Origin of the sequence: Nocardia sp. A7, assembly GCF_046549215.1 — a bacterium.
Classification (GTDB): Bacteria; Actinomycetota; Actinomycetes; order Mycobacteriales; family Mycobacteriaceae; genus Nocardia.
In genome coordinates, this window is the sequence record NZ_JAJPWE010000001.1 from 2,491,374 (window position 1) to 2,514,351 (window position 22,978).

Consider the following 22,978-nt stretch of genomic DNA (forward strand, 5'->3'; position numbering starts at 1 on the left):
GTCTGAATCGCCTCAGCCCGAGGCCGGTGTACCTGTCAGCTGATCGCCGACAGCGCGCAGTGCTTCGAGATCCGAGACCTCGAAGGGCAGCGACGTCACCGAGACGATCTTCACCCGCGGGTGCGCCCCGGTGAAGCGATGCAGCAGCCGACGCTCCCGCGCCGCCGTCGCTACCCGATCGGCGTGGATGCGCAGCACCGACGCGGTCAGCGGATCGGTCTCGGCCAGCTGATCGGCCGCGGTCAGCGCGTGATCACCGGACAGGCCCGACAACGCGGGGTGCGTTCGGTTCAGCACCAGCCCGGCCAGCGGCATCTGCTCGGTCGAGAGCCGGTCGACGAAGAACGACGCCTCGCGCAGCGCGTCCGGCTCGGGCGCCGCGACCACCAGGAAGTGGGTGCCCGGCTTGGACAGCATCGCGAACGTCCGCTCGGCCCGGTCCTGGAACCCACCGAACAGCGATTCCAGCGACTGCAGGAACGTCGAGGCGTCTTTGAGCATCTGCCCGCCGACAATCGTCGACACCCCGCGCATCGCCAGGCTCATCGCACCGGTGACGATTCGGCCGACACCGCGCCCCGGCGCCATGATCAGCCGGATCATCTTGCCGTTGAGGAAGGTGCCGAGCCGCTTGGGCGCGTCGAGGAAGTCCAGCGCGTTGCGCGAGGGCGGGGTGTCGACCACGATCAGGTCCCACTCCTTGCGCGCGGTGAGCTGGCCGAGCTTCTCCATCGCCATGTACTCCTGCGTGCCACCGAACGACGACGCCACGGTCTGATAGATCGGATTGGCGAAGATCTGCTCGGCCTTGTCCGCGCTGGTGTGCTCGAGCACCATGTCGTCGAAGGTGCGGCGCATGTTCAGCATCATCGCGTGCAGCTCGCCGGGCACCTCGGGACCGAGCTCGACGCGCTGCGGGGTGTTGTCCAGCTCCGCGACGCCGAGCGACTGCGCCAGCCTGCGCGCCGGATCGATGGTCAGCACCACGACCTTGCGCCCCGATTCGGCCGCACGCAGCGCGATCGAGGCCGCGGTGGTGGTCTTGCCGACCCCGCCGGACCCGCAGCACACGATCACCTTGGCGGTCGGATCGGCGATGATCTTCGAAACGTCCAATAACGGGGTGGAAACGTGCTCGCTCATCGGACTCCCTGCGCGGATAGCTGTTCGGCCAGTTCGTAGAGGCCGCCCAGGTCGATGCCGTCGCCGAGGGCGGGCAGCGACAGCTGGGGGACATCGATCTGCGCCAGTTCGGCGGCACTCGCGTTCTGCGCGGTGAGCACAGTCGCATGGTCGACCGTTTCGGCGATCAAGCCGTCGAAGTCCGAATCGGACAGGGTGATTCCGGCCTTCGCCAAGTCGGCGGCGATGGCGGCGGTGTCGAGTTCGCCCGCCACGGCCGCGTCGCGCTGGGCCGGGGTGAGTTGGGCGGTGGCCGCCCGGTTGACGATCACCGTACCGATCCGCAGATCGTCGGCGGTGAGTTCGGCGATCGCGTCGGCGGTCTCCTGCACCGGCAGCGCCTCGAGCATCGTCACCAGGTGGATCATCGTCTGATCGGAGTGCAGCAGGTTGGACACGCCCACGGCCTGCGAGGCGATCGGGCCGCCCTTGGCGATCTCGGCCATGGCCGTGGTGACGTCGAGGAAGCTGGCGATCCGACCGGTCGGCGGCGCGTCGACGACGATGTCGTCATAGGCGGGCGTGCCGTCCTTGCTGGTGCGGACCACACATTCCTTGATCTTGCCGGTGAGGATCACATCGCGCAGACCAGGCGCGATGGTGGTGACGAACTCGATGGCGCCCATCCGGCGCATCGCCCGGCCCGCGAAGCCGAGGTTGTAGAACATGTCGAGGTATTCGAGGAACGCGTACTCGATGTCCAGTGCCAGCGCCGTCACCTCACCGCCACCGTCGGCGCTGGCGATATGGGTCTCGGTGGGTGGCAACGGTGGCCGGTCGAACAACTGCGCGATGGACTGGCGACTCTCGACCTCGACCAGCAGCACTTTGCGTCCGCCCGCGGCGAGCGCGAGCGCGAGTGCGGCCGAAACGGTCGACTTGCCGGTACCCCCCTTGCCGGTGACGTAGTGCAAGCGGGCCTTGGCCGCGCGCTGTGGCCATCCGGTCGACGGTTCGGGAACCGACGAAACCGGCTCTACTGTTGGTGCTCCCACGTGGCCGAGCCTATAACCCGTTTCTCCCAGGCGTTCGGGGTGAGCCCTAAACTCACACCATGAGTGAAGTCACCCGTTGGGAGTACGCGACCGTGCCGCTGTTGACGCACGCGACAAAGCAGATCCTCGATCAGTGGGGGTCCGACGGCTGGGAGCTGGTTTCGGTGCTGCCCGGACCGACCGGCGAGCAGCATGTCGCCTACCTGAAGCGGCAGAAGTAGCCGTGGCTACCGCGTGGAAGGACGCGCTCGACCGGCTCGGTGTCACACTGCCGCCGGTCGCCGCCCCCGTCGCGGCCTACATCCCTGCCGTGCGCACCGGTTCGCTGGTGTACACCTCCGGCCAGCTGCCCTTCGTCGACGGTGAGCTGTCGTCGGTGGGCAAGGTCGGGGCCGAGGTGGATGTGGAGCAGGCCAAGGAAGCCGCTCGGCTGTGCGCGTTGAACGCGCTCGCGGCCGTGCACGATCTGGTCGGGCTCGACCAGGTGGTGCGGATCGTGAAGGTGGTCGGCTTCGTCGCCTCGGCGCCCGGATTCAGCGATCAGCCGATCGTGATCAACGGTGCGTCGGACTTCCTCGGTGAGGTGTTCGGCGAGGCGGGCACGCACGCGCGCTCGGCTGTCGGCGTCTCGGAACTGCCCAAGAACACACCCGTCGAGGTGGAATTGATCGTCGAGGTCGGATAGGCAGCCGGTCATGGCATCAGAACATCCCGCGTACAGCCAGGTCAGGCAGGTCACCCCGACGGCATCGGTACTACTGGCCGACAATCCCGGTCAGATGACGCTCGACGGCACCAACACCTGGCTGCTGCGCGGCCCGGACAGCGACTCCTACGTGGTCGTCGATCCGGGACCGAAGGACAGGAAACACACCGCCGACATCGTCGAAGCCACCGGCGGTCGGATCGCGCTGACCCTGATCACCCATCACCACCACGATCACACCGGCGGCATCGATCACCTGGTGAAGGCCACCGGGACGCCGGTGCGATCGGTGGATCCGAAGTACCTGCGCGGTGCGGTGCCGCCGTTGGCGCACGGTGAGGTGATCGAGGCCGCGGGCCTGCGGATCACGGTGCTCGGCACGCCGGGACACACGACCGATTCGGTTAGCCTGCTGCTCGACGACGCGGTACTCACCGGTGACACGGTGCTCGGCCGTGGCACCACCGTGCTCGAATCCGCACCGGGTGCGCTGGCGAGCTTCCTGGCGTCGCTGGAAACGCTGCGTGAGTTGGGCGCGGGCAAGGCATTGCTGCCCGCGCACGGGCCAGATCACGCCGACGCCGCGCCGGTCGTGCAGTACTACCTCGACCATCGGCGCGAGCGGCTCGAGCAGGTGCGGGCCGCGCTGGTCGAACTGGGTTCCGACGCGGGCGCTCTCGCCGTGGTCCGCAAGGTGTACGCCGATGTGGACAAACGGCTGTGGCCCGCTGCGCGAAGCTCTGTGCAGGCGCAGCTGGAATACCTGCGAGCCGAACAGAACTGAACCACTCACTCGATCGCCGACACGCTTACTGTGTCGGCGATCGAGTGATGTCCGGGCGACAACGCAGACGTCCCGGCACGACGAAACCGCGATGGTGTGGACGAGGCCCTCTCCTCACGAGCCCACACGCAGACGCGGCCCCGCCGTACCGGGACGGCAGATGTTCGAACGTCAGCGAGCGCGACGTGCCAGACGCTCGGAATCCGAGATCAGCACGCTCTTGCCCTCGAGGCGCAGCCACCCGCGATGGGCGAAGTCGGCGAGCGCCTTGTTGACGGTTTCCCGAGAAGCACCGACCAGCTGGGCGATCTCTTCCTGGGTCAGGTCGTGGGTCACGCGCAGCGCGCCCGCTTCCTGGGTGCCGAAACGCTGTGCGAGCTGCAGCAGCGCCTTGGCGACGCGACCTGGCACGTCGGTGAAGATCAGGTCGGCGAGGTTGTTGTTGGTGCGGCGAAGGCGTCGTGCCAGCACGCGCAGCAGCTGCTCAGCGATCTCGGGGCGCTGATCGATCCACGACTTGAGTGCGTCGCGATCCATCGTCACGGCGCGGACCTCGGTGACCGTGGTCGCGGTCGAGGTACGCGGGCCGGGATCGAAGATCGACAGTTCACCGAACATGTCGGACGGGCCCATGATGGTCAGCAGGTTCTCCCTGCCGTCCGGGGACCGTCGGCCGATCTTCACCTTGCCCGTCGTGATGATGTACAGCCGATCGCCGGGTTCGCCCTCGTTGAAGATGACGTGGCCGCGCGGAAAATCTACGGGCTGCAGCTGCTTGGCGAGCGCGGCCACCGCGGTGGGCTCGACGCCTTGGAAGATGCCTGCTCTGGCGAGGGCCTCGTCCACGAATGTGCTCCTTAGGGATATGGCTTGCGAACCTGGTCGAGCGAATCGACCAACCGCGCAGTCTACGCGGCATTCCGGCACCGCAGTGACAGACACCACGTAAAGAGTGGATTGCGCGATGTGCGCACACTGTGAATCGATCGGTCAGATGGCCCTGGCGACGTCAAAATGTTGGTCGGTGCCGGGCCGGGATTACAGCTACAGCTTGACCTGGCGACGTGAAGTCCCAGGTCGGGTTTACAGCTCAACTTGCCCTGGCGACGTCCATTTCGGAGTCGCGGGAGCGGCGCTTGCGCACGCGCGCCACGGCGGCGGGCAGGCCGAGCTTCGTCAGCTCTTTCACTTCGGCGTTGCTGGCGTTGTCCAGGTACTGCTGAACCTCTTCGTCGGGTTCGAGAAGCTTTCGGAGCCGATTCTCGACCCGCTCCATCCCCAGCGCGAACAGCATCAACAGCACTGGGAAGAGCACCACAGCGAGTCCTTGCATGACTGGCAGTAAACACGGTCCAGGTCTCAGATGGAACACAGCGCCCAAACTGGCCGGGCAATGTTGTCGTAGTGATTCCGTATGGTGAAGCAGTGCCCGATTCCCCTGCCCCCGCCGGTGCCGGCGACGCCGATCCGGCAGTGGTCACGACTGCCGTACCCACCGGCATCACGGCCGCCCGCAAGCGCAAGAACCGTGCGATAGCTGCGGAAACGCGGATCGGGCTGGTCCGTCGCGCACGCCGGATGAACCGCACGCTCGCCGACGCGTTCCCCGGCGCGCACTGCGAGCTCGACTTCACCACTCCGCTGGAACTGGCCGTCGCGACGATCCTGTCCGCCCAGTGCACCGACGTTCGAGTGAACCTCACCACGCCTGCCCTGTTCACGAAGTACCGCAGTGCCTACGACTACGCCCAGGCCAACCGGGTGGAGCTGGAGGAATACATCAGGCCAACCGGCTTCTACCGGAACAAGACCAGTTCGCTGATCGGGCTCGGCCAGGCGCTGGTCGAAAAATATGACGGTGAATTACCTCACACTTTGGACGAATTGGTGAAATTGCCCGGAATCGGGCGCAAGACGGCCAACGTCATCCTCGGCAACGCGTTCGACGTGCCGGGTATCACCGTCGACACCCACTTCGGCCGGTTGGTGCGCCGCTGGAAGTGGACCGATGAGGAAGATCCGGTCAAGGTCGAGCACGCGGTCGGCGCGCTGTTCGAGCGCAAGGACTGGACGATGCTCTCGCACCGGGTGATCTTCCAGGGGCGACGGGTGTGCCATGCGCGCAAACCGGCGTGCGGAGCCTGCGTGCTCGCCGCCGACTGCCCGTCGTTCGGGCTCGGCCCGACCGATCCGGCGGTGGCCGCGGAGTTGGTGAAGGGCCCGGAGCGCGAACACCTGCTGAATATGGTCGGCCTGTGAGCGAACCCTCGCTGCTGCGGCGGCCCGCGTTGCGCTGGGTGCTCGCCGCGGTGATCTTGGTTGCCGCGGGCACGGTGGCGCTGTGGCCGCGCCAGGGCTCCGAGACGACCGGCACTGTTTCGCAGACTTCACATCACACGTCGGGCGTGTCGCCCGAGGAACGGGCGGCAGCGGGGTTGCCCCCGTGCCCGACGCCGATACCGACGTTTGCGCCCGTATCCGGGCCGTTGGCCGGTCTCGGGGTGAGCTGTCTGTTCGACGGCCAGGCGGTCGACCTCGGCGTCGCGCTGGCGGGAAAGCCCGCCTTGCTCAATCTCTGGGCCTACTGGTGTGGCCCCTGTGCTGTCGAGCTGCCCCACCTGCAGGAATTCGCGCAGCGGGCGGGCTCGGCACTCACGGTCATGACCGTGCACAGTGATCCCGACGAGGCGAAGGCGCTGTCGCGCCTGAGCGGGCTCGGCATCACCCTGCCCGGTGTCGAGGATCCGCGGGCCGCGGTGCGCAGTGCGGTCGGTGCTCCGGCGGTGCTGCCCGTCTCGGTGCTCGTGCGAGCCGACGGCACCATCGCGAGTGTGGAAGTGCGTACGTTTGCCGACGTGGCCGACATCGCGGATACGGTAGCCGCGAAGCTCGGGGTCACGGTATGACAGAGGACGTAAAGATGGCGTGCGGATCGAAGGCGATGGCGTGAACGATGTAGCGAGGCTCGACGATTCCGGCGTTCCCTCCTGGTTGCGCACCGCGATCAGATCCGGCGGACCCGACGCCGACGACACCCTCGCTACCTCCCGAGCGCTACGCCGGGTCATGTCGGTGACCGGCAAACCACGCCAGGCCGCCGTCCTCGTACTGTTCGGCGGATCGCCCGACGCCGACGAGTCAGCGCCCGGCGGCCTGCCCGCCGACGCCGACGTCCTGCTCACCCAGCGCGCCTCGACCATGCGTCAGCATCGCGGCCAGATCGCCTTCCCCGGTGGCGCCGAGGACCCTGGCGACGACGGCCCGGTCGGTACCGCGCTGCGCGAAGCCGCCGAGGAAACCGGTCTCGATCCGGCGGGTGTCCAGCCGTTCGCTCTGCTGCCGAAACTGTTCGTTCCGCCGTCGAAGTTCGACGTGACACCGGTGCTCGGCTACTGGCGGGCACCCAGTGACGTTCGCGTCGTCGATCAGGGCGAAACCGAGCGTGTCGTGCGGGTGCCGCTCGCCGAATTGCTCGATCCGGCACACAGATTCATGGTGCGTGGCAGTCTCGGCTACCAGAGCCCCGCGTTCCAGGTCGACGGCATGCTGGTGTGGGGACTCACCGGCGGTATCCTCGCCGGCATCATCAAATCCGCTGGGTGGGAACGAAACTGGGATCGGGGCGACGTGCGTGACCTGGAGAGCTCGCTGGCTGCGGTCGGAATGACCCTGTGAGCGCGTCGGTATGGCTCGATATCGCGGTGGTGCTGATCGCGCTGGTCGCGGCGTCCACCGGCTGGCGGCAAGGCGCGGTGGCGTCGGCGCTGGCGTTCTTCGGTGTCGCGCTCGGCGCGGTCGCGGGCATTCTGATCGCACCGCACATCCTCAAACACCTCAGTGAGGGCCGCAGCCGGGTACTCGGCGGCATCCTGCTGATCGTGTTGCTGGTGATCGTCGGTGAGGTCGCGGGCATGGTGCTCGGCCGGGCCGCGCGCACCGGTATCCGTCAGCCTGTCGCGCGCAGTGTGGACAGCGTGGTCGGCGCGGTGTTGCAGGCGGTGACCGTGCTGGTCGCGGCCTGGCTGCTCGCGTTGCCGCTGGCCACCGCGTCCCAGCCTTCGGTCGCCGCCGCGATCAACGGGTCGAAGGTGCTCGCCGATGTCAACTCGGTGGCGCCCGACTGGTTGCGCAAGGTACCCAACGAATTCTCCAGGTTGCTCGACACGTCCGGCTTGCCCGATGTGATCGGCCCGTTCGGCCGGGCGCCGATCGCGGCCGTCGAACCGCCGGATCCGTCAGTGCTGGCGAGCCCGGTCGCGGCGTCGCTGCAGCAGAGCGTGCTGCGCATCCGCGGCACCGCACCCAGCTGCCAGCGGGCGCTCGAGGGTTCCGGCTTCATCGTCGCGCCGGAACGCGTGATGACCAACGCACACGTCGTCGCGGGCACCAACACCGTGTCGGTGGACACCGCGCGCGGTGCGCTCGACGCCACCGTGGTGCTGTTCGACCCGTCGAAGGACATCGCGGTGCTTGCCGTTCCCGGTCTCACCGCCCCGGTCCTGAACCAGGCCCCCGAGCCCGCGAGTTCGGGCGAGAGCGCCATCGTGCTCGGCTACCCCGGTGGCGGCCCCTACACCGCCAGCGCCGCCCGAGTCCGCGAGACCCTCGACCTCACCGGCCCGACCATCCACCGCGACGGCACCGTGGAGCGTGAGGTGTACACCGTCCGCGGCCAGGTCCGCGCGGGCAACTCCGGCGGCCCACTGGTCGACGCCGACGGTCAACTACTCGGCGTCGTCTTCGGCGCCGCCGTCACCGACGACGACACCGGCTACGTTCTGACCCTGAACGAGGTCGCCACCGAACTGGCCGCCGCCGCCCCCAGCAGCGCCCCAGTAGACACAGGAGCCTGCGTACTGAGCTGAGTTCAGGGTGAGACGAGGTCGTCGTGTGGCGATCCGTTCACGCCGTTCTGTTCGCGCCAGCGCGTTGTCAGCACCTCGTTGACCCCGTTCGGGTTCTCCTGGTGCGCGTAATGCCCGGCACGCGGAATCGACACCAACGTGCGATTGGGCGACAGCGCCGCCCCGCGCTGGTAGGTGGCGTCCAGCAGATACGTATCGTCCTCGCCGCGCAGCATCAGCACCGGGATGTCGATCGGTGTGCGCATCGTCGCCATGAACCGCTTGCCGTCGGGCCGCCACTGACTGCGAAACGCCCAGCGCTGGTACTCCAGTGCACTGTGGGCGGCTCCGGGGATCCGGATGGCGTGCCGCATCCGGGACGCCGTCTCGACGAATTCCGCGCTGCGCGACCAGGATTCACCGACCCGATCGTGCAGCAATCGCTCCACCTCGGCCCCGCCACGCCGGGTGAGCAGGTTCTCGGGGTAGCGCGGCAGTTGATAGCGCAGGAAGTCGGGCAGCCAGGTCGCCCGTTGCGCCGGGTCGCGCAGGACGGCGCTCTTCAGCGCGGCCGGATGTGGTGAGCTGACCAGCGCGATCGAGCGGACAAGTCGCGGGTGCAGCACCGCGGTGGCCCAGCAGACCAGTCCACCTTCGGCGTGCCCCACGAGCGTGGCCTCGGTGTGCCCGAGCGCCCGGATCAGCCCGGCGATGTCACCGGCGAGAGTCCAGCCGTCGTAGCCGCGCGGTGGTTTGTCGGTATCGCCGTATCCGCGCAGGTCGACGGCGACGGTGCGGTACCCGTGGTCGGTGAGCGCGGTCAGCTGATGGCGCCACGACCACCAGAAATCGGCGAAGCCGTGCAGCAGCAGTACCAGGGGCGCCTCGGGGCGGTCCGCGCCGACCGCGTCGGCGACGACTGCTTCGACTACATGGAAACGGATTCCGTTGGCGTGCACGTCCCGGTGGGTCCACGGTCCGTCGAAACGGACGCTGGAGGGATCAGGGAATGAGTTGGACGACACGCCGATCGAGCCTAGTGGGCGGGTCCGGCTGTCGCGACCGGGCCCGCCCGGCGCGTCATCGGTTGCTCGACTTGTCCAGCGAAGTGACGCCATGACCACGTGATCCGATGGCCGCGTGCGCGTCGGTCGTGTCGCGGTGGGTGAACGCGGCGGGCAGCACCTCGGCGGCCTGCTTGAGCGAGCCGATCGTCTTCTCCGGCGCGCGCACCTTCCGTACCTTGAGCCACCCGATCAGTGCCAGCAAGGCGGTGGTGAGCACCATCAGCACGAACACGATCAGGAACGCGGCCCAGCGCCACAGCCACATGTCGAGCAGCTCGGCGAGGAAGAAGAAGAAAAAGAACGAGCTGAACAGCAGCACTGTCAGCGCGAGGATGAAGAAGACGCTGCCCGTGAGGCCTTTCTTGATCTCACCGGTGACCTCGGCCTTGGCCAGCGCCACCTCGGCGCGAACCAGTGTCGACATCTGCTCGGTGGCATCGCGCACGAGGCTGCCGAAGCTCGCCGATCCGGGCGGATTGGCGTCGGTCAACGGGATCGAAGTGACCGTCCGACCGTCATTTCCGCCTTGGGTGTAACTCACTTCGTCGACCCTTCTCCCTGTGGTAACTGGTCTGCATCGCGGCGCGCCTGGTGCACACGTCCTCGGCGCAACAGTAGCGCCGATCCGAGCAGTGATGCTGCCATCGAGGTCACCAGAACGGCGGCCTTGGCAAGATCGATGGCATCGGTGCCGACGTCGGCGAGCGCGAGTTCCGCCACGAGAAGGCTAACGGTGAACCCGATCGCGCCGAGTACCGACAGGGCGAACATGTCGCGATACTCCAGTCCGGCTGGGCGTTTCGCCCAGCCGAGCTTGATAACGACCCAGCTCACCCCGAAGATCCCGATGGTCTTGCCGAGCAACAGCCCGAGGATGATCGCCAGTGCGAGCCGGTCGGTGAACAGCGATCCGAACACCGCGCTGTTGAGCGGCACACCGGAGGCGAACAGCGCGAACATCGGCACGCAGAACCCGGCGGAGATCGGTTGCACCACATGCTCGAGATGCGTGGCGGGCGCGATTTTCTCGCCGGGATCCTTGCGCACCCTGGTGAGCAGTCCGAGCGCGACGCCGGCCAGCGTCGGATGGATGCCCGCCTCGTGCAGGGCGTACCAGCACACCAGCGCGACCGGAATGTAGAACAGCGGCGTGTGCAGTCGCAGCTTCTGGGCCAGCGCCCACGCACCGCAGCAGGCGAGCGCGGCGGCCAGCCACAGCAGCGACAGCGAGGCGGTGAACAGCACGGCGATGAGAACGATGGCGAGCAGATCGTCGACAACGGCCAGGCTCAGCAGGAACACCCGTGCGCTGGTGGGGATCCGCGAGCCGGTCATCGCGAGGATCGCGAGCGCGAAGGCGATATCGGTGGCGACCGGAATGGCCCAGCCGTTGTCCATGCCGGGCACACCGTGGCCGACCACCAGCGCGATCACCGCCGGGGTGATCACCCCGCCGACCGCGGCGATGATCGGCAGCGCGGCCCGTTTCGGGTCGGCCAGTTCGCCGACGACGAACTCTCGTTTGAGCTCGAGCCCGGCGACGAAGAAGAAGATCGCGAGCAACCCGTCCTTCGACCAGTCGGCCAGGGTGAGGTCGAGGTGCAGCGCGGAAATGTCGAGGTGGGTGTCGATCATCGTCTGATAACTCGCGCCCCACGGCGAGTTCACCCAGATCAGGGCCACCGCGGCGGCCACGAGTAGCAGCGCGCCGCCGACTGTTTCGGTGCGGAGATAGCGGGTTAGCTCGGAGCGGACGCGCGTGATCAAGGGCAATCCTTCCGGCAGGGGTCGACGTGGCTGCGGACGCTCATCGACTCGGATTCACGACCGCATGCCGACCAGACTTCCCGGCATACCTCTGCGCGATCTTAACGGAACCGGCCGGTGACATCGGAGGTCACCGGCCGGTCCGAATCAGTTGTCGCCGGCGCGAATGGCCTCGAAAACACCCGGGTCGACCAGCGTCGAGGTATCGCCGAGCTCGCGCCCTTCGGCGATGTCACGCAGCAGTCGCCGCATGATCTTGCCGCTGCGCGTCTTGGGCAGCTCGGGCACGATGTGGATCTCGCGCGGCTTCGCGATCGGGCTGATCTCCTTGGACACCTCCGCCTTCAGTTCGGCGACGAGGCCTTCGGCCGCGACGGCCGAACCGGTGAGGATGACGAACGCGACGATCCCCTGCCCGGTGGTCGCGTCGGTGGCGCCGACCACCGCGGCCTCGGCGACGGCCGGATGCCCGACCAGCGCGGACTCGACCTCGGCGGTGGAGATCCGATGTCCTGAGACGTTCATGACGTCGTCGACGCGGCCGAGCACCCACAGATCGCCGTCGGCGTCGAGCTTGGCGCCGTCACCCGCGAAGTACCACCCCTGCTCGGCGTAGCGGTCCCAGTAGGTGGACCGGTAGCGGTCCATATCGCCCCAGATGCCGCGCAGCATCGACGGCCACGGCTTGTCGAGCACGAGGTACCCGTTGGCCTCGGTCTCGCCGAGCTGCACCGGCTTGCCCTCTTCGTCGACGACCGTCGCGGAGATGCCGGGCAGTGGGCCCATGGCGGCACCGGGCTTGGTGGTGGTGACGCCGGGCAGTGGGGAGATCATGATGGCGCCGGTCTCGGTCTGCCACCAGGTGTCGACGATGGGTGTGTTGTTGGCGCCGAAGACTTCTCGGTACCAGCGCCAGGCTTCGGGGTTGATCGGTTCGCCGACGGAGCCGAGCAGTCGCAGGGTGCTCAGATCATGGGCGTCGGGGATCTCACGGCCCCATTTCATGAAGGTGCGGATCAGCGTCGGGGCGGTGTAGTAGATGGTGACGCCGTATTTTTCGATGATCTGGAAGTGGCGGTGTTCGTCGGGGGAGTTGGGGGTGCCTTCGTAGACGACCTGGGTGGCGCGGTTGGCCAGTGGTCCGTAGACGATGTAGCTGTGTCCGGTGACCCAGCCGATGTCGGCGGTGCACCAGTAGATGTCTTGTCCTGGTTTGTGGTCGAAGACGTTGTGGTGGGTGTAGGCGGTTTGGGTGAGGTAGCCGCCGGTGGTGTGCAGGATTCCCTTGGGTTTGCCGGTGGTGCCGGAGGTGTAGAGGATGAACAGTGGGTGCTCGGCGGGGAAGGGTTGTGCTTCGTGGGAAGGTGAAGCGGCAGCGACGGTTTCGTGCCACCACAGGTCTCGCCCGTCGGTCCACGGCACCTCCGTGCCGACCCGGCGCACCACCAGCACGTGCTCCACCGACGACGGCACGTCACCCTTGGCCGCGAGTGCCTCGTCGACGGCCTCCTTGAGCGGTGCGGGCTTACCGCGCCGCCACTGACCATCGGTCGTGATGATCAATCTGGCCTCGGCATCGTCGACCCGTTGACGCAGCGCGCTCGGCGAGAAGCCCGCGAACACCACCGAGTGCGTGAGTCCCAGTCGCGCGCACGCCAGCATCGACACGATCGCCTCGGGCACCATCGGCATGTAGATGGCGACGCGATCGCCTGCCTCCAGCCCGAGTTCGGTCAGGTAGTTGGCCGCCCGCGAGACTTCTTCCAGCAGTGCGCGGTAGGTGATGTCGCGCGAATCGCCCGGTTCGCCCTCCCAGTGGATGGCCACCTGGTCGCCGTATCCGTCGATCACATGGCGGTCGACGCAGTTGTAGGCGACGTTGAGTTCGCCGTCGCCGAACCAGCGCGCGACCGGCGCGGCGGACCAGTCGAGCACCTCGGTGAAGGGTTTGTGCCAGTGCAGCCGGTTGGCCTGTTCGGCCCAGAAGCCGTCGCGGTCGGTCTCGCCACGGGCGTAGAGCGTGGCGTCCGCGTTGGCGGCGGCGGCGAATTCCGCACTCGGCGGAAACGAGTCCTGGTGTCCTGCAGCGGTTTCGGTCACGTCGGTTCAGCCTCACATGCCTTGTGCGGTCGGGTCGGTCGCCGGGTTCGGCCCGGTGAGTCTCGACAGTAGTCAACAGACCCGCCACCGTGGCCCGTTGTCCCAGCGATGTTTGCCCGCGGTCAATAGGTCTAGTTCATCCGACGACTTCGCCGGACAGACCGGACGGTCGCGGGCTATCGTTTTTAATCAACGGTTCAGCTGACGGATCCCGATATTTGTTCATTTTTTTCTGCCGAGCAGGAGGGGCTCGGTATTTTTTCCTGCGTTTCCAGCGAGTAACCGTATTGATACATGTGACGTGAAAAAGGCTCGGATCGCTGAAAGATCCAGCCGGAGCCGCTAACCTCCGACCGTTAGCCACGGAAATTGAACCGGGAGAGAGCGTTGAGATTCATCAGAGCGACCGCGCTGGTCGCGGCGGGACTGGTGGCCACAAGCCTCAGTCTCACCGCGTGCTCGTCCGACGACAGTGCTGATGCGAGCATCGTCACCACCAATGCGGGCGAGCCGCAGAATCCGCTGGTGCCCAGCAATACCAACGAGAACATGGGCGGGCGCGTTGTCGACCGTTTGTTCGCCGGGCTGAAGTACTACGACGCCAACGGTGAAGCCCACGACGAGATGGCCGAGAAGATCGAGACGACCGATCGCAAGTCGTACAGGATCACCATCAAGCCGAACTGGAAGTTCACCGACGGCACCACGGTGACGGCGAAGTCCTTCGTCGACGCGTGGAACTACGGCGCGCTCGCCGACAACGCGCAGCTGCAAAGTTACGTGTACAGCACGATCGCCGGATTCGACGAGGTGAGCGCCGAAAAGCCCACTGTGAAGACGATGTCGGGTTTGAAGGTTGTCGACGACCGTACCTTCACCGTCGAATTGAAGTCGCCGTCGATCGACTTCGAGAGCGCGCTCGGCTATGCGCCGTTCTATCCGCTGCCCGAAGCCGCTTTCAAGGATATGAAGGCGTTCGGTGAGAAGCCGATCGGCAACGGCCCCTACGCGTTCGGTTCGTGGGAACACAACGTCAAGATCGATCTGACGCCGAATCCGGACTACCCCGGTGGCCGACCGGCCAAGAACAAGGGCCTGCGATTCGTGATGTACCAGTCCTACGACACCGCGTACGCGGATCTGCAGGCCGGCAACCTCGACACGCTCGACACCATTCCCGACAGTGCGATCACCACCTACCAGAGTGATCTCGGCGATCGCGCGATCACCAAGCCGACCGCGCAGAACCAGCACATCGGAATCCAGACCACGGTGCCGCATTTCGGTGGCGAGGAAGGCGTGCTGCGGCGCAAGGCCATCTCGATGGCGATCAACCGCCCGCAGATCATCGACAAGATCTTCAACGGCACGCGTACGCCCTCGCGCGACTTCACCGCGGCGACCCTGCCCGGTCACAACGCGAACCTGCCGGGTGCGGAAGTGTTCGATTACAACCCCGACGAGGCCAAGAAGCTGTGGGCGCAGGCCGACGCGATCTCGCCGTGGTCGGGTCAGTACCAGATCACCTACAACAGCGATGGCGGCCATCAGGCCTGGATCGAGGCCGTTGCCAACAGCGTGAAGAACACCCTCGGTATCGATGCGGTCGCCAACCCGATGCCGACGTTCAAGAACATCCGTGACGCGGTGAACGCCAAGACCATCGGCACCGCCTTCCGCTACGGCTGGCAGGGTGACTACCCGACGATGATGCAGTTCCTCGGTTCGCAGTACTACAGCTTCTCCGAGACCAACAACGTCAACTACAACAATCCCGAGGTGGACCGGCTGTTCGACGCCGCCCTCGCCGCCCCCACACAGGCGGATTCCTACAAGCTGATCGCGCAAGCACAGGCGATCATGATCAAGGACATGGCCGACATCCCGGTGTTCGACTATGTCGCCAACGCGGGCCGCTCGGACAAGGTCACCAAGGCCGAGCTCGCCTGGAACGGCCTGTTCGACTTCGAGAACATCGAGAAATAGAACTCGACAGCTGGGCCGAGCCACTGCGAAGTGGCTCGGCCCCAGTCGTTTTCGGAGGAAACGATGGCTTGGTATGTACTTCGGCGTCTGCTCCAGATGATCCCGGTGTTCCTGGGCGCGACGCTGCTCATCTATGCGATGGTCTTTCTGATTCCGGGTGACCCGATCAAGGCGTTGGCAGGCGAGAAACAGTTGACGCCCGCCGCCGAGGCGGTACTGCGCGCCCGATATCACCTCGATCAGCCGTTCATCATGCAATATCTGCATTACTTGAAGGGGATTCTCACTTTAGATTTCGGCACCTCGTTCTCGGGCCGACCGGTGCGCGAAGAACTCGAACGCGCTTTCCCGATCACCATCAAACTGGCGTTTCTCGCCGTGCTGATCGAAGGCTTCTTCGGCATCTTGTTCGGTCTGATCGCCGGGTTGCGCAAGGGCAAGCTGTTCGATTCGACCATGCTCATCGCGAGCCTGGTGATCATCGCGTTGCCGGTGTTCGTCGTCGGTTATCTCGCGCAATTCCTGCTCGGTGTGAAGTGGGGGATCGCCCCGGTCACCGTCACGGGTAAAGCGAGTCTGAGCGAGTTGATCGTGCCCGCGTTCGTGCTCGGGTCGCTGTCGTTCGCCTATGTGCTCCGGCTGACACGAAATTCGGTGGCGGAGAACAAATCCGCCGATTTCGTTCGCACGGCCACCGCGAAGGGGCTCGGCCGCCGTCGCGTGGTGAGCGTGCACATTCTGCGGAATTCGATGATCCCGGTCGTCACCTTTCTCGGTGCCGATTTCGGTGCGCTGATGGCGGGCGCGATCGTCACCGAGGGCATCTTCAACATTCCCGGCGTCGGCGGCACCATGTACCAGGCGATCATCCGCGGCGAGCCGCCGACCGTGGTGTCGTTCGTGACGGTGCTGGTGGTGTTGTTCCTGCTCGTCAACCTCGTGATCGACCTGCTCTATGCCGTACTGGACCCGAGGATCCGCTATGCATGACAAGCAACAGCATTTCGTGGCCCCACCCGACGAGGTGGAGGTGCTCGCCACCGACCGTGTGCTGGACGAGGGCACCCCGACCAGCATCTGGGGCGACGCGTGGCGCCGACTGCGGCGCAACCCGGTGTTCCTGGTCTCGGTGGTGTTGATCGTGTTCGTCATGCTCGTGGTGGTGTGGCCTTCGCTGTTCACCAGCCAGGACCCGCGGCTGTGCCTCGGCGAGTTCGGCATGGACGGCCCGCGCGAGGGTCATCCGTTCGGCTTCGACAAGCAGGGCTGTGATGTCTTCGCGCGCACCATCTACGGCGCGCGTGCGTCGGTGACCGTCGGTATCGCGTCGGCGGTGTTGTTCCTACTGGTAGGCGGCGTCCTCGGCGCGATCTCCGGCTTCTACGGTGGGCTGCTCGACACGATCGTCTCGCGCGTCGCCGAGGTCTTCTACGCCGTTCCGATGGTGCTGGCCGCGATCGTGCTGCTGCAACTGCTGCGGCCCGCTGGGGTCATGACGGTCGTCGCGATCCTGGTGGCCTTCACCTGGCCGCAGGCCGCGCGCATCACGCGTGGCGCGGTGATCGAAGCCAAGAACAGCGAATACGTCACCGCGGCAAAGGCACTGGGTGTGTCGCGTCTCGGCACGCTGATGAAGCACGTGCTGCCCAACTCGGCGAGCCCGCTGATCGTGGTCGCCACGATCTGGCTCGGCGTCTTCATCGTCACCGAGGCGACGCTGTCCTACCTCGGCGTCGGCCTGCCGCCGAGCATCGTGTCGTGGGGCGCCGATATCGACCGTGCCAAGACCGAGATCCGTACCTCGCCGATCCTCTTCTATCCGGCGACCGCGCTGGCCATCACGGTGCTGAGCTTCATCATGCTCGGCGACGCGGTGCGCGACGCGCTCGATCCGAAGGAGCGCACCCGATGAACCTCGACAAAACCGAGCCGCTGCTCGAAATCCGTGACCTGGATGTCGGTTTCACCTCGGACGGCAAGCAGATCCCTGCCGTTCGCGGGGTGAACCTCACCGTCTATCCCGGTCAGACCGTCGCCATCGTCGGCGAATCCGGTTCGGGCAAGTCGACCACCGCGCACGCGATCATCGACCTGCTGCCCGGCACCGGCAAGGTGACCGGCGGCTCGATCGTCTTCGACGGCAAGGACCTCACGAAGGCGTCGGAGAAGGAGATCGTCGCGATCCGCGGCAACGGTATCGGCCTGGTCCCACAGGACCCGATGTCGAACCTGAACCCGGTGTGGAAGATCGGCTTCCAGATCCGGGAAACGTTGGTGGCCAACGGTATCGCCACCGGTGACGCAGCCCGCAAACGCTCGGTGGAACTACTGGCCGAGGCGGGCATGTCCGATGCCGAACGCCGCGTGAACCAGTACCCGCACGAGTTCTCCGGCGGTATGCGCCAGCGCGCGCTCATCGCGATCGGGCTGTCGTGCAGGCCGAAACTGCTGATCGCCGATGAGCCGACCTCGGCGCTCGACGTCACGGTCCAGCGCCAGATCCTCGGTCATCTCGAGCAGCTCACCACCGAGCTGGGGACCGCGGTGCTGCTGATCACCCACGACCTCGGCCTCGCCGCGGAACGGGCCGAGCACCTGGTGGTGATGTACCGCGGCAAGGTGGTGGAATCCGGTCCGGCGCTGCAGATTCTGCGTGATCCGCAGCACGCTTACACCAAGAAGCTGGTGAACTCGGCGCCGTCGTTGGCGGCGTCGCGGATGTCGTCGTCGCGGCAGCGCGCCGAGGTGCGAGCGCAAGCCGTCGAGGCCGCGGAGAAGGTCTCCGACGATCTGTCCGACGCCGTGCTCGATGTGCGAAACCTGTCCAAGGCGTTCAAGATTCGCGGTAGGCGGCCGTGGCAGTCGGTCGACTTCGTTGCCGTCGACGACGTGAGTTTCACGGTCGGCCGCGGCACCACCACCGCGATCGTCGGCGAATCGGGCTCGGGCAAGTCGACCATCGCGCAGATGGTGCTCGGCCTGCTCGAACCAACTTCGGGGACAGTGGCTTTCGACGGTAAAGACGTCGCGAAGCTGGACAGCAAGGGCGCGTTCGCTTTCCGTCGCCGGGTACAGCCGATCTTTCAGAATCCGTATGGATCGCTCGATCCGATGTACTCGATCTTCCGCACGATCGAGGAACCACTGCGGGTGCACAAGATCGGTACCGCCACCGAGCGCGAAGCGGTGGTGCGTGACCTGCTCGACAAGGTGTCGCTGCCGTCATCGGTGTTGCGGCGCTATCCCAACGAATTGTCGGGCGGGCAACGTCAGCGAGTGGCGATCGCTCGCGCGCTGGCCCTCTCACCGGAAATGGTGGTCTGCGACGAGGCGGTCTCGGCCCTGGACGTGCTGGTCCAGGGCCAGATCCTCACCCTGCTCAACGACCTCCAAGCCGAGCTGGGGCTGACGTACCTGTTCATCACCCACGACCTGGCCGTGGTCCGGCAGATCGCGGACAACGTGCTGGTCATGCGCGAAGGCAAGGTGGTGGAAGCGGCCACCACCGACGAGGTGTTCGCGTCGCCGCGCGAGGACTACACGCGGGCGCTGCTCGAGGCGATTCCGGGGCGGGAGCTGCTCACCGGGTAACCGCGACCGGCGTGATCGTGCAAGCAGGCCGCGCCGAAACCTCTCCGAAAGCGCAGCTCATCGGCGTAGCGTGGGTTCGTCCGAGGTGGCGGTGTGGATCGCAGGGGTTGGAGACGCCGGTGGATCGTATCGATGCTGAACGGCTGGCCGAGCGGGAAGCGCGGCGGCGCAGGGCGGTGACCCCGGCGGCCAAGCGGCTCGCCGAGGTGCCGTGGCCGGATCGCAGCTGGCCGACGGTGCGCGGGTTGTACGTGACCGTGGGGGCGTCACTGTACGAGCGGTAACCTCCATGCCGTGACTGATCCGCTGCAGCCCCTGGTCGACCTGCCCGGCGTGCGCGAAGCCGCCGACAAGGCGCGCGACGCGCTCGCGGCCGTGCATCGGCACAAGTCGAACCGGCGTGGCTGGGCGACCACCGCCGCCGAAGCCGCCGTCCGGGCCGCGCGTTCCTCGGCCGCCATCGAAGGCGCGAGCACCGACCTGCCCGCCGACGGCCAGGTCAGCGATCCGGTACTGGCCGGCGCGTTGCGGGTGGGTCAGGCGCTCGACGGCGACGCGCTCACCAACCTCGTCGGGACCTGGCGCCGCGCGCCGCTGCAAGCGCTGGCCCGGCTGCACCTACTCGCCGCCGCCGACCTGGTGACCGACGAGCAGGAGCTCGGCCGCCCGCGCTCGACGCCGGGCGTCGCCGAACGGCTCGATATGCTCGCGCAAACCGTCCAGTCGAGCAAGGCGCCCGCCCCCGTGGTCGCGGCGATCGTGCACGGCGAACTGCTGTCGTTGCGTCCGTTCGGCACCGGTGACGGGGTCGTCGCGCGCGCTGCTTCGCGCCTGGTCGCGGTGGCCAGTGGGCTCGATCCGCACAGCCTCGGCGTGCCCGAGGTGTTCTGGTTGCGCCGTCGTCAGGCCTACCTCGACGCGGCGGCCGGATTCGGCATGGGCACCGCGGAGGGCGTCGGCGGCTGGGTGCTGTTCTGTGCGGGGGCGCTGGAAGACGGTGCCCGCGAGGCGAACTCGATCGCCGACGCCGCGGCCGGCTGAGTCGGCCGCACACATCGAAACGGGCGGCGTTGCCGATTGCTCGACCTCACCGCCCGCTAGCACGGAACACCCGGTTACCAAGCGTGCAGGGTGGGTTGTGTTCGGTGGCCTCGGCGATCATCCCAACCCCGCCGGTTCATCCCCGCAACCTGTGCGAGGCATTCGCCGACGTCGGCTCGAATTTCGCAGGCCCACAACTCTTTCGGCCTTGTCGCGGCGCGCTCCGCGTGGGTGCCTGGTGTCCGTGCTGGGAAGGGTGGGATGGGAGGCGAAACCTTCTCTTCCGGCTCCGTCTTGGCCTTCCGTCCTTCCGTAACTCCATTCTTACACTGTGACGGCACTCACATCAAGGGTTTCGAGAGCATTACCGAATCCCCATAAAACCGGCGTGTCTCTCGGAAATTCGTGCTCGAGCTGTGCATGTCAGCGTCGTTTGCGCAGCAGTCGGTAGCTGATCGCGCCGGCGACGATCGCGCTCAGTCCCACGGCGGCTGTCGCGGCGACGGTGGTGCTCGACGGCGTCTGGAACCGCGACCACAGCGATACCGGATTGGAGAACGTGAGCACCGGCCAGCCGCGGCTCGCCGCTTCCTTGCGCAGCGCGCGGTCGGGGTTGACCGCGGTCGGATGGCCGACGGCGCTCAGCATCGGCACGTCGGTCACCGAGTCGGAGTAGGCGTAGCACCGCGACAGGTCATAGCCCTGCTCGGCGGCGAGCTTCTCGATCGCCGACACCTTGCCTTCGCCGTAGCAGTAGAACTCGATGTCGCCGGTGTACTTGCCGTCCTCGACGACCATCCGGGTCGCCTCGGTATGCGAGGCGCCGAGCACCTCCGCTATCGGTCCGACGATCTCCTCACCCGAGGCCGAGACGATCACCACGTCGTGCCCGCGGATCTTGTGATCGGCGATCAGATCGGCGGCCTCGGCGTAGATCAACGGGTCGACCAGATCGTGAAGCGTCTCGGCCACAATGGTTTTCACCTGCTCCACATCCCAGCCCGCGCACATATTCGCGAGGTTTGCCCGCATCCGTTCCATCTGGTCGTGATCGGCACCGGAAAGCAGGAACAAAAAGTGTGCGTAGCTGCTCTCCAGCACGGCTCTGCGGTTGATCAGACCCTGTGCGTAGAAGGGTTTGCTGAAGACGAACGCGCTCGACTTCGCGATCACCGTTTTGTCGAGATCGAAGAACGCGGCCACCCGTCCGCCCGGCACCGGGGCCGCGCCCGATGTGCCGAGTCTTGTGTCCGTAGGCGAGGTCTGGTCGCGTTCTGGCGTCACGTCAACAGAATAGGCACGACCTGCGCGCACCGCAGATTCGACTGTCCGCACCATCGAAAAGGGTTTGCCCCGTGGACGCCGAGTGGCGCGAATCGCCGAAGAATGTCGGCGAATGCTACTTGCGCCCGCGGCAGGGGGTGGGTGTAGTATTGCTGGCACCTGGACTTGTTCCAGGCGCGTTCAGCCCGACCCCCCGGGGCTGAACCCGACGGCCCCAGCCTCCTCCCCCCCGGCTGGGGCCGTCCTCTATTCCGGGCACGATCGGAAAAGTTCTCCACACCCCCGAGTTATCCACAATCGGCACTTTCGGGGTGTTGACAACGTCCTCGCTCGGCAACGCTGAGTCGCATGAACACCACCCTCGCGGTCCCGCGGATCGCACCCGCTCTGGTTCTCGTGCGCGACGAACGGCTGCGCGCGGAGGTCCGCCGGGTCGCGGCGGCCGCCGAACGAGTCACCGAGGAGCGGGCGATGCCCGTCGGCAGGCATGCGTGGGCTGGGGCCGGGATGGTGATCCTCGATACCGCCGCCGCCGTTGCCGCGGCGGTCGCCGGCTGCCCGCGCCGGACAGGGGTCGTCCTGGTCACCGAAGGGGAACCCGCCGTGCCCGATTGGCAGGCGGCGACGGCGGTGGGTGCCGAACGAGTGGTCGCGTTGCCTTCGGATGCCGTCGCGTTGGTCGAACAGTTCGCCGAACACGCCGAATCCCGCACGGGCGAAGGGATAGTCATCGCGGTGGTCGGGGCGGGTGGTGGTGCAGGGGCGTCCACCCTCGCCGCCGCCACCGCGCTGCGCGGGGCCGCACGCCGGGTCCGCCGCGACACGGTGCTAATCGACGGCGCCCCGCTCGACGGCGGGATCGACCTGGTGTTGGGCATGGAGAATGTCCCAGGGCTGCGATGGCCCGACCTCGTCATCGAGGACGGGCGGGTGTCCGCCGCGGCGCTACACAATGCGCTGCCCGCCGCGTCGCCCGGTTTGGCGGTGCTGTCCTGCGGACGGGTACGGGCCGACGGAGGCACCGGGCCTCATGTCGAGTCGGCTTCCGCGACCCGTGCGGCTATCGGAGGCTCGACCGGGTCGGTGCTCGCGGCCGGACGAACGGGAGCCGGATATTCCGCGCCGGAGTCGGTGCCGGTGGCCGGGCGTGCTCGAAACGGCTGCGCACCGACCGAACTGTCTCCGGCGGCGATGCGCGCGGTCATCGAATCCGGCAGGGATGCGGGCGATCTCGTTGTCTGCGATGTCTCGTGCGAGCGTGGCCCCGCAGCCGACGCGATGCTCGACGCCGCCGACCTGGTTGTCCTCATCGTCCCCGCGCGGCTGCGCGCCATCGCCGCCGCCGAAATCGTCTCTGCCTACCTGGGAGAGCGAAACCCCAACCGCGGCTTGATCGTCCGAGGTCCCGCACCCGGCGGTCTGCGGGGCGCGGAAGTGGCGGAGCTGCTCGGATTGCCGCTGCTCGCCGCGGTCCGTGGACAAGCCGGCCTGGCATCGCGCCTCGAACGCGGCGGTCTGAGCGTCCGTCGCCGCGGTCCCCTCCGCGACGCTGCCGATGCCGTCCTCGCGATGGTCGGAGCTGACGCGTCATGACCGCTGTCGTCACCGTCCAGCTGATCGAAGATCTGGAC

General features: G+C 66.8%; 23 protein-coding genes. 14 read left to right on the forward strand and 9 right to left on the reverse strand.

All coding sequences use genetic code 11. From position 1 onward, the window contains the following. Positions 1-12 precede the first annotated feature (12 nt). A complete protein-coding gene (locus ACLJPD_RS11290; protein WP_410871834.1) occupies positions 13-1,143 on the reverse strand; it encodes an ArsA family ATPase in 1,131 nt (376 codons plus the stop codon). Further along, positions 1,140-2,177 carry an ArsA-related P-loop ATPase gene (locus tag ACLJPD_RS11295; protein ID WP_410871835.1) on the reverse strand — a complete coding sequence of 346 codons (1,038 nt, stop codon included), beginning with the start codon at positions 2,175-2,177 and terminating at the stop codon, positions 1,140-1,142. The genes ACLJPD_RS11290 and ACLJPD_RS11295 overlap by 4 nt, the downstream gene beginning before the upstream one ends. 59 nt (positions 2,178-2,236) lie before the next feature. Here ACLJPD_RS11295 and ACLJPD_RS11300 point away from each other — a divergent pair, with 59 nt between their 5' ends. Genes ACLJPD_RS11300 through ACLJPD_RS11310 form a run of 3 tightly spaced genes read left to right on the forward strand, consistent with a single transcriptional unit; the run spans position 2,237 to position 3,667 of the window. Beyond that, entirely contained in the window at positions 2,237-2,398 is a 162-nt protein-coding gene (locus ACLJPD_RS11300) for a DUF4177 domain-containing protein (RefSeq protein WP_266297640.1), read from the forward strand. A gap of 2 nt (positions 2,399-2,400) precedes the next feature. Beyond that, positions 2,401-2,862 (forward strand): RidA family protein, encoded by a 462-nt coding sequence (locus tag ACLJPD_RS11305; protein ID WP_410871836.1) that lies wholly within the window; start codon positions 2,401-2,403, stop codon positions 2,860-2,862. 10 nt (positions 2,863-2,872) lie between these two features. Beyond that, positions 2,873-3,667, forward strand: a complete 795-nt coding sequence (locus ACLJPD_RS11310; RefSeq protein WP_410871837.1) for an MBL fold metallo-hydrolase — start codon at positions 2,873-2,875, stop codon at positions 3,665-3,667. A gap of 171 nt (positions 3,668-3,838) precedes the next feature. Here the strand turns inward: ACLJPD_RS11310 and ACLJPD_RS11315 are convergent, their stop codons facing one another. Continuing rightward, positions 3,839-4,513 carry a Crp/Fnr family transcriptional regulator gene (locus tag ACLJPD_RS11315; protein ID WP_040703546.1) on the reverse strand — a complete coding sequence of 225 codons (675 nt, stop codon included), beginning with the start codon at positions 4,511-4,513 and terminating at the stop codon, positions 3,839-3,841. 244 nt (positions 4,514-4,757) lie between these two features. Beyond that, a complete protein-coding gene (locus ACLJPD_RS11320; RefSeq protein ID WP_378908754.1) occupies positions 4,758-5,000 on the reverse strand; it encodes a hypothetical protein in 243 nt (80 codons plus the stop codon). A gap of 167 nt (positions 5,001-5,167) precedes the next feature. Here ACLJPD_RS11320 and nth point away from each other — a divergent pair, with 167 nt between their 5' ends. The 4 genes from nth to ACLJPD_RS11340 are packed head-to-tail and all read left to right on the forward strand — an operon-like array spanning position 5,168 to position 8,532. After that, positions 5,168-5,926 (forward strand): endonuclease III, encoded by a 759-nt coding sequence (gene nth, locus ACLJPD_RS11325; RefSeq protein ID WP_410872011.1) that lies wholly within the window; start codon positions 5,168-5,170, stop codon positions 5,924-5,926. Continuing rightward, a complete protein-coding gene (locus tag ACLJPD_RS11330; RefSeq protein WP_410871838.1) occupies positions 5,923-6,573 on the forward strand; it encodes a redoxin family protein in 651 nt (216 codons plus the stop codon). Before nth ends, ACLJPD_RS11330 begins: the two co-directional genes overlap by 4 nt. A gap of 40 nt (positions 6,574-6,613) precedes the next feature. Next, positions 6,614-7,342: an NUDIX hydrolase gene (locus ACLJPD_RS11335; protein WP_410871839.1), complete on the forward strand. Its 729-nt coding sequence runs from the start codon at positions 6,614-6,616 to the stop codon at positions 7,340-7,342. Beyond that, positions 7,339-8,532, forward strand: coding sequence for a MarP family serine protease (locus ACLJPD_RS11340; RefSeq protein ID WP_410871840.1), 1,194 nt, complete (start codon positions 7,339-7,341; stop codon positions 8,530-8,532). The genes ACLJPD_RS11335 and ACLJPD_RS11340 overlap by 4 nt, the downstream gene beginning before the upstream one ends. Before the next feature lie 2 nt (positions 8,533-8,534). Here ACLJPD_RS11340 and ACLJPD_RS11345 read toward each other — a convergent pair whose 3' ends face one another. The 4 genes from ACLJPD_RS11345 to acs form a co-directional block, all read right to left on the reverse strand. Continuing rightward, a complete protein-coding gene (locus ACLJPD_RS11345) occupies positions 8,535-9,536 on the reverse strand; it encodes an alpha/beta fold hydrolase (RefSeq protein ID WP_410871841.1) in 1,002 nt (333 codons plus the stop codon). 55 nt (positions 9,537-9,591) lie between these two features. Further along, positions 9,592-10,119, reverse strand: coding sequence for a phage holin family protein (locus tag ACLJPD_RS11350; protein WP_410871842.1), 528 nt, complete (start codon positions 10,117-10,119; stop codon positions 9,592-9,594). Continuing rightward, on the reverse strand, positions 10,116-11,345 hold the full coding sequence (nhaA, locus tag ACLJPD_RS11355; RefSeq protein WP_410871843.1) for a Na+/H+ antiporter NhaA: 1,230 nt from the start codon (positions 11,343-11,345) through the stop codon (positions 10,116-10,118). The genes ACLJPD_RS11350 and nhaA overlap by 4 nt, the downstream gene beginning before the upstream one ends. Before the next feature lie 147 nt (positions 11,346-11,492). Beyond that, positions 11,493-13,445: an acetate--CoA ligase gene (gene acs / locus ACLJPD_RS11360; protein ID WP_410871844.1), complete on the reverse strand. Its 1,953-nt coding sequence runs from the start codon at positions 13,443-13,445 to the stop codon at positions 11,493-11,495. Positions 13,446-13,832: 387 nt separating this feature from the next. Between acs and ACLJPD_RS11365 the strand changes: the two genes are divergently transcribed. The 6 genes from ACLJPD_RS11365 to ACLJPD_RS11390 all read left to right on the forward strand — a co-directional run bounded on the left by ACLJPD_RS11365 (position 13,833) and on the right by ACLJPD_RS11390 (position 20,063). Further along, on the forward strand, positions 13,833-15,431 hold the full coding sequence (locus ACLJPD_RS11365; protein ID WP_410871845.1) for an ABC transporter substrate-binding protein: 1,599 nt from the start codon (positions 13,833-13,835) through the stop codon (positions 15,429-15,431). Between the two features lie 63 nt (positions 15,432-15,494). Next, positions 15,495-16,421, forward strand: coding sequence for an ABC transporter permease (locus ACLJPD_RS11370; RefSeq protein ID WP_410871846.1), 927 nt, complete (start codon positions 15,495-15,497; stop codon positions 16,419-16,421). Continuing rightward, on the forward strand, positions 16,414-17,343 hold the full coding sequence (locus ACLJPD_RS11375; RefSeq protein WP_410871847.1) for an ABC transporter permease: 930 nt from the start codon (positions 16,414-16,416) through the stop codon (positions 17,341-17,343). Before ACLJPD_RS11370 ends, ACLJPD_RS11375 begins: the two co-directional genes overlap by 8 nt. After that, positions 17,340-19,022: a dipeptide ABC transporter ATP-binding protein gene (locus ACLJPD_RS11380; protein WP_410871848.1), complete on the forward strand. Its 1,683-nt coding sequence runs from the start codon at positions 17,340-17,342 to the stop codon at positions 19,020-19,022. Before ACLJPD_RS11375 ends, ACLJPD_RS11380 begins: the two co-directional genes overlap by 4 nt. 119 nt (positions 19,023-19,141) lie before the next feature. Beyond that, entirely contained in the window at positions 19,142-19,306 is a 165-nt protein-coding gene (locus tag ACLJPD_RS11385) for a hypothetical protein (RefSeq protein ID WP_410871849.1), read from the forward strand. Positions 19,307-19,316: 10 nt separating this feature from the next. Beyond that, positions 19,317-20,063, forward strand: coding sequence for an oxidoreductase (locus tag ACLJPD_RS11390; RefSeq protein WP_410871850.1), 747 nt, complete (start codon positions 19,317-19,319; stop codon positions 20,061-20,063). A gap of 423 nt (positions 20,064-20,486) precedes the next feature. On the opposite strand, the gene ACLJPD_RS11395 is transcribed toward ACLJPD_RS11390, so the two are convergent. Next, complete coding sequence (locus ACLJPD_RS11395) at positions 20,487-21,401, reverse strand: HAD-IB family hydrolase (RefSeq protein ID WP_410871851.1); 915 nt, start codon at positions 21,399-21,401, stop codon at positions 20,487-20,489. A gap of 294 nt (positions 21,402-21,695) precedes the next feature. On the opposite strand from ACLJPD_RS11395, the gene ssd reads away from it, so the two are divergent. Next, on the forward strand, positions 21,696-22,940 hold the full coding sequence (ssd, locus tag ACLJPD_RS11400; protein WP_410871852.1) for a septum site-determining protein Ssd: 1,245 nt from the start codon (positions 21,696-21,698) through the stop codon (positions 22,938-22,940). Positions 22,941-22,978 lie beyond the last annotated feature (38 nt).

Excerpts from the sequence above, each read along its gene's own strand:
- ACLJPD_RS11290 (WP_410871834.1), bottom strand. The coding sequence starts at position 1,143 with ATGAGCGAGCACGTTTCCACCCCGTTATTGGACGTTTCGAAGATCATC.
- ACLJPD_RS11300 (WP_266297640.1), top strand. The coding sequence starts at position 2,237 with ATGAGTGAAGTCACCCGTTGGGAGTACGCGACCGTGCCGCTGTTGACG.
- ACLJPD_RS11320 (WP_378908754.1), bottom strand. The coding sequence starts at position 5,000 with ATGCAAGGACTCGCTGTGGTGCTCTTCCCAGTGCTGTTGATGCTGTTC.
- ACLJPD_RS11310 (WP_410871837.1), top strand. The coding sequence starts at position 2,873 with ATGGCATCAGAACATCCCGCGTACAGCCAGGTCAGGCAGGTCACCCCG.
- ssd (WP_410871852.1), top strand. The coding sequence starts at position 21,696 with ATGAACACCACCCTCGCGGTCCCGCGGATCGCACCCGCTCTGGTTCTC.
- ACLJPD_RS11375 (WP_410871847.1), top strand. The coding sequence starts at position 16,414 with ATGCATGACAAGCAACAGCATTTCGTGGCCCCACCCGACGAGGTGGAG.
- ACLJPD_RS11395 (WP_410871851.1), bottom strand. The coding sequence starts at position 21,401 with ATGGTGCGGACAGTCGAATCTGCGGTGCGCGCAGGTCGTGCCTATTCT.
- ACLJPD_RS11380 (WP_410871848.1), top strand. The coding sequence starts at position 17,340 with ATGAACCTCGACAAAACCGAGCCGCTGCTCGAAATCCGTGACCTGGAT.
- ACLJPD_RS11370 (WP_410871846.1), top strand. The coding sequence starts at position 15,495 with ATGGCTTGGTATGTACTTCGGCGTCTGCTCCAGATGATCCCGGTGTTC.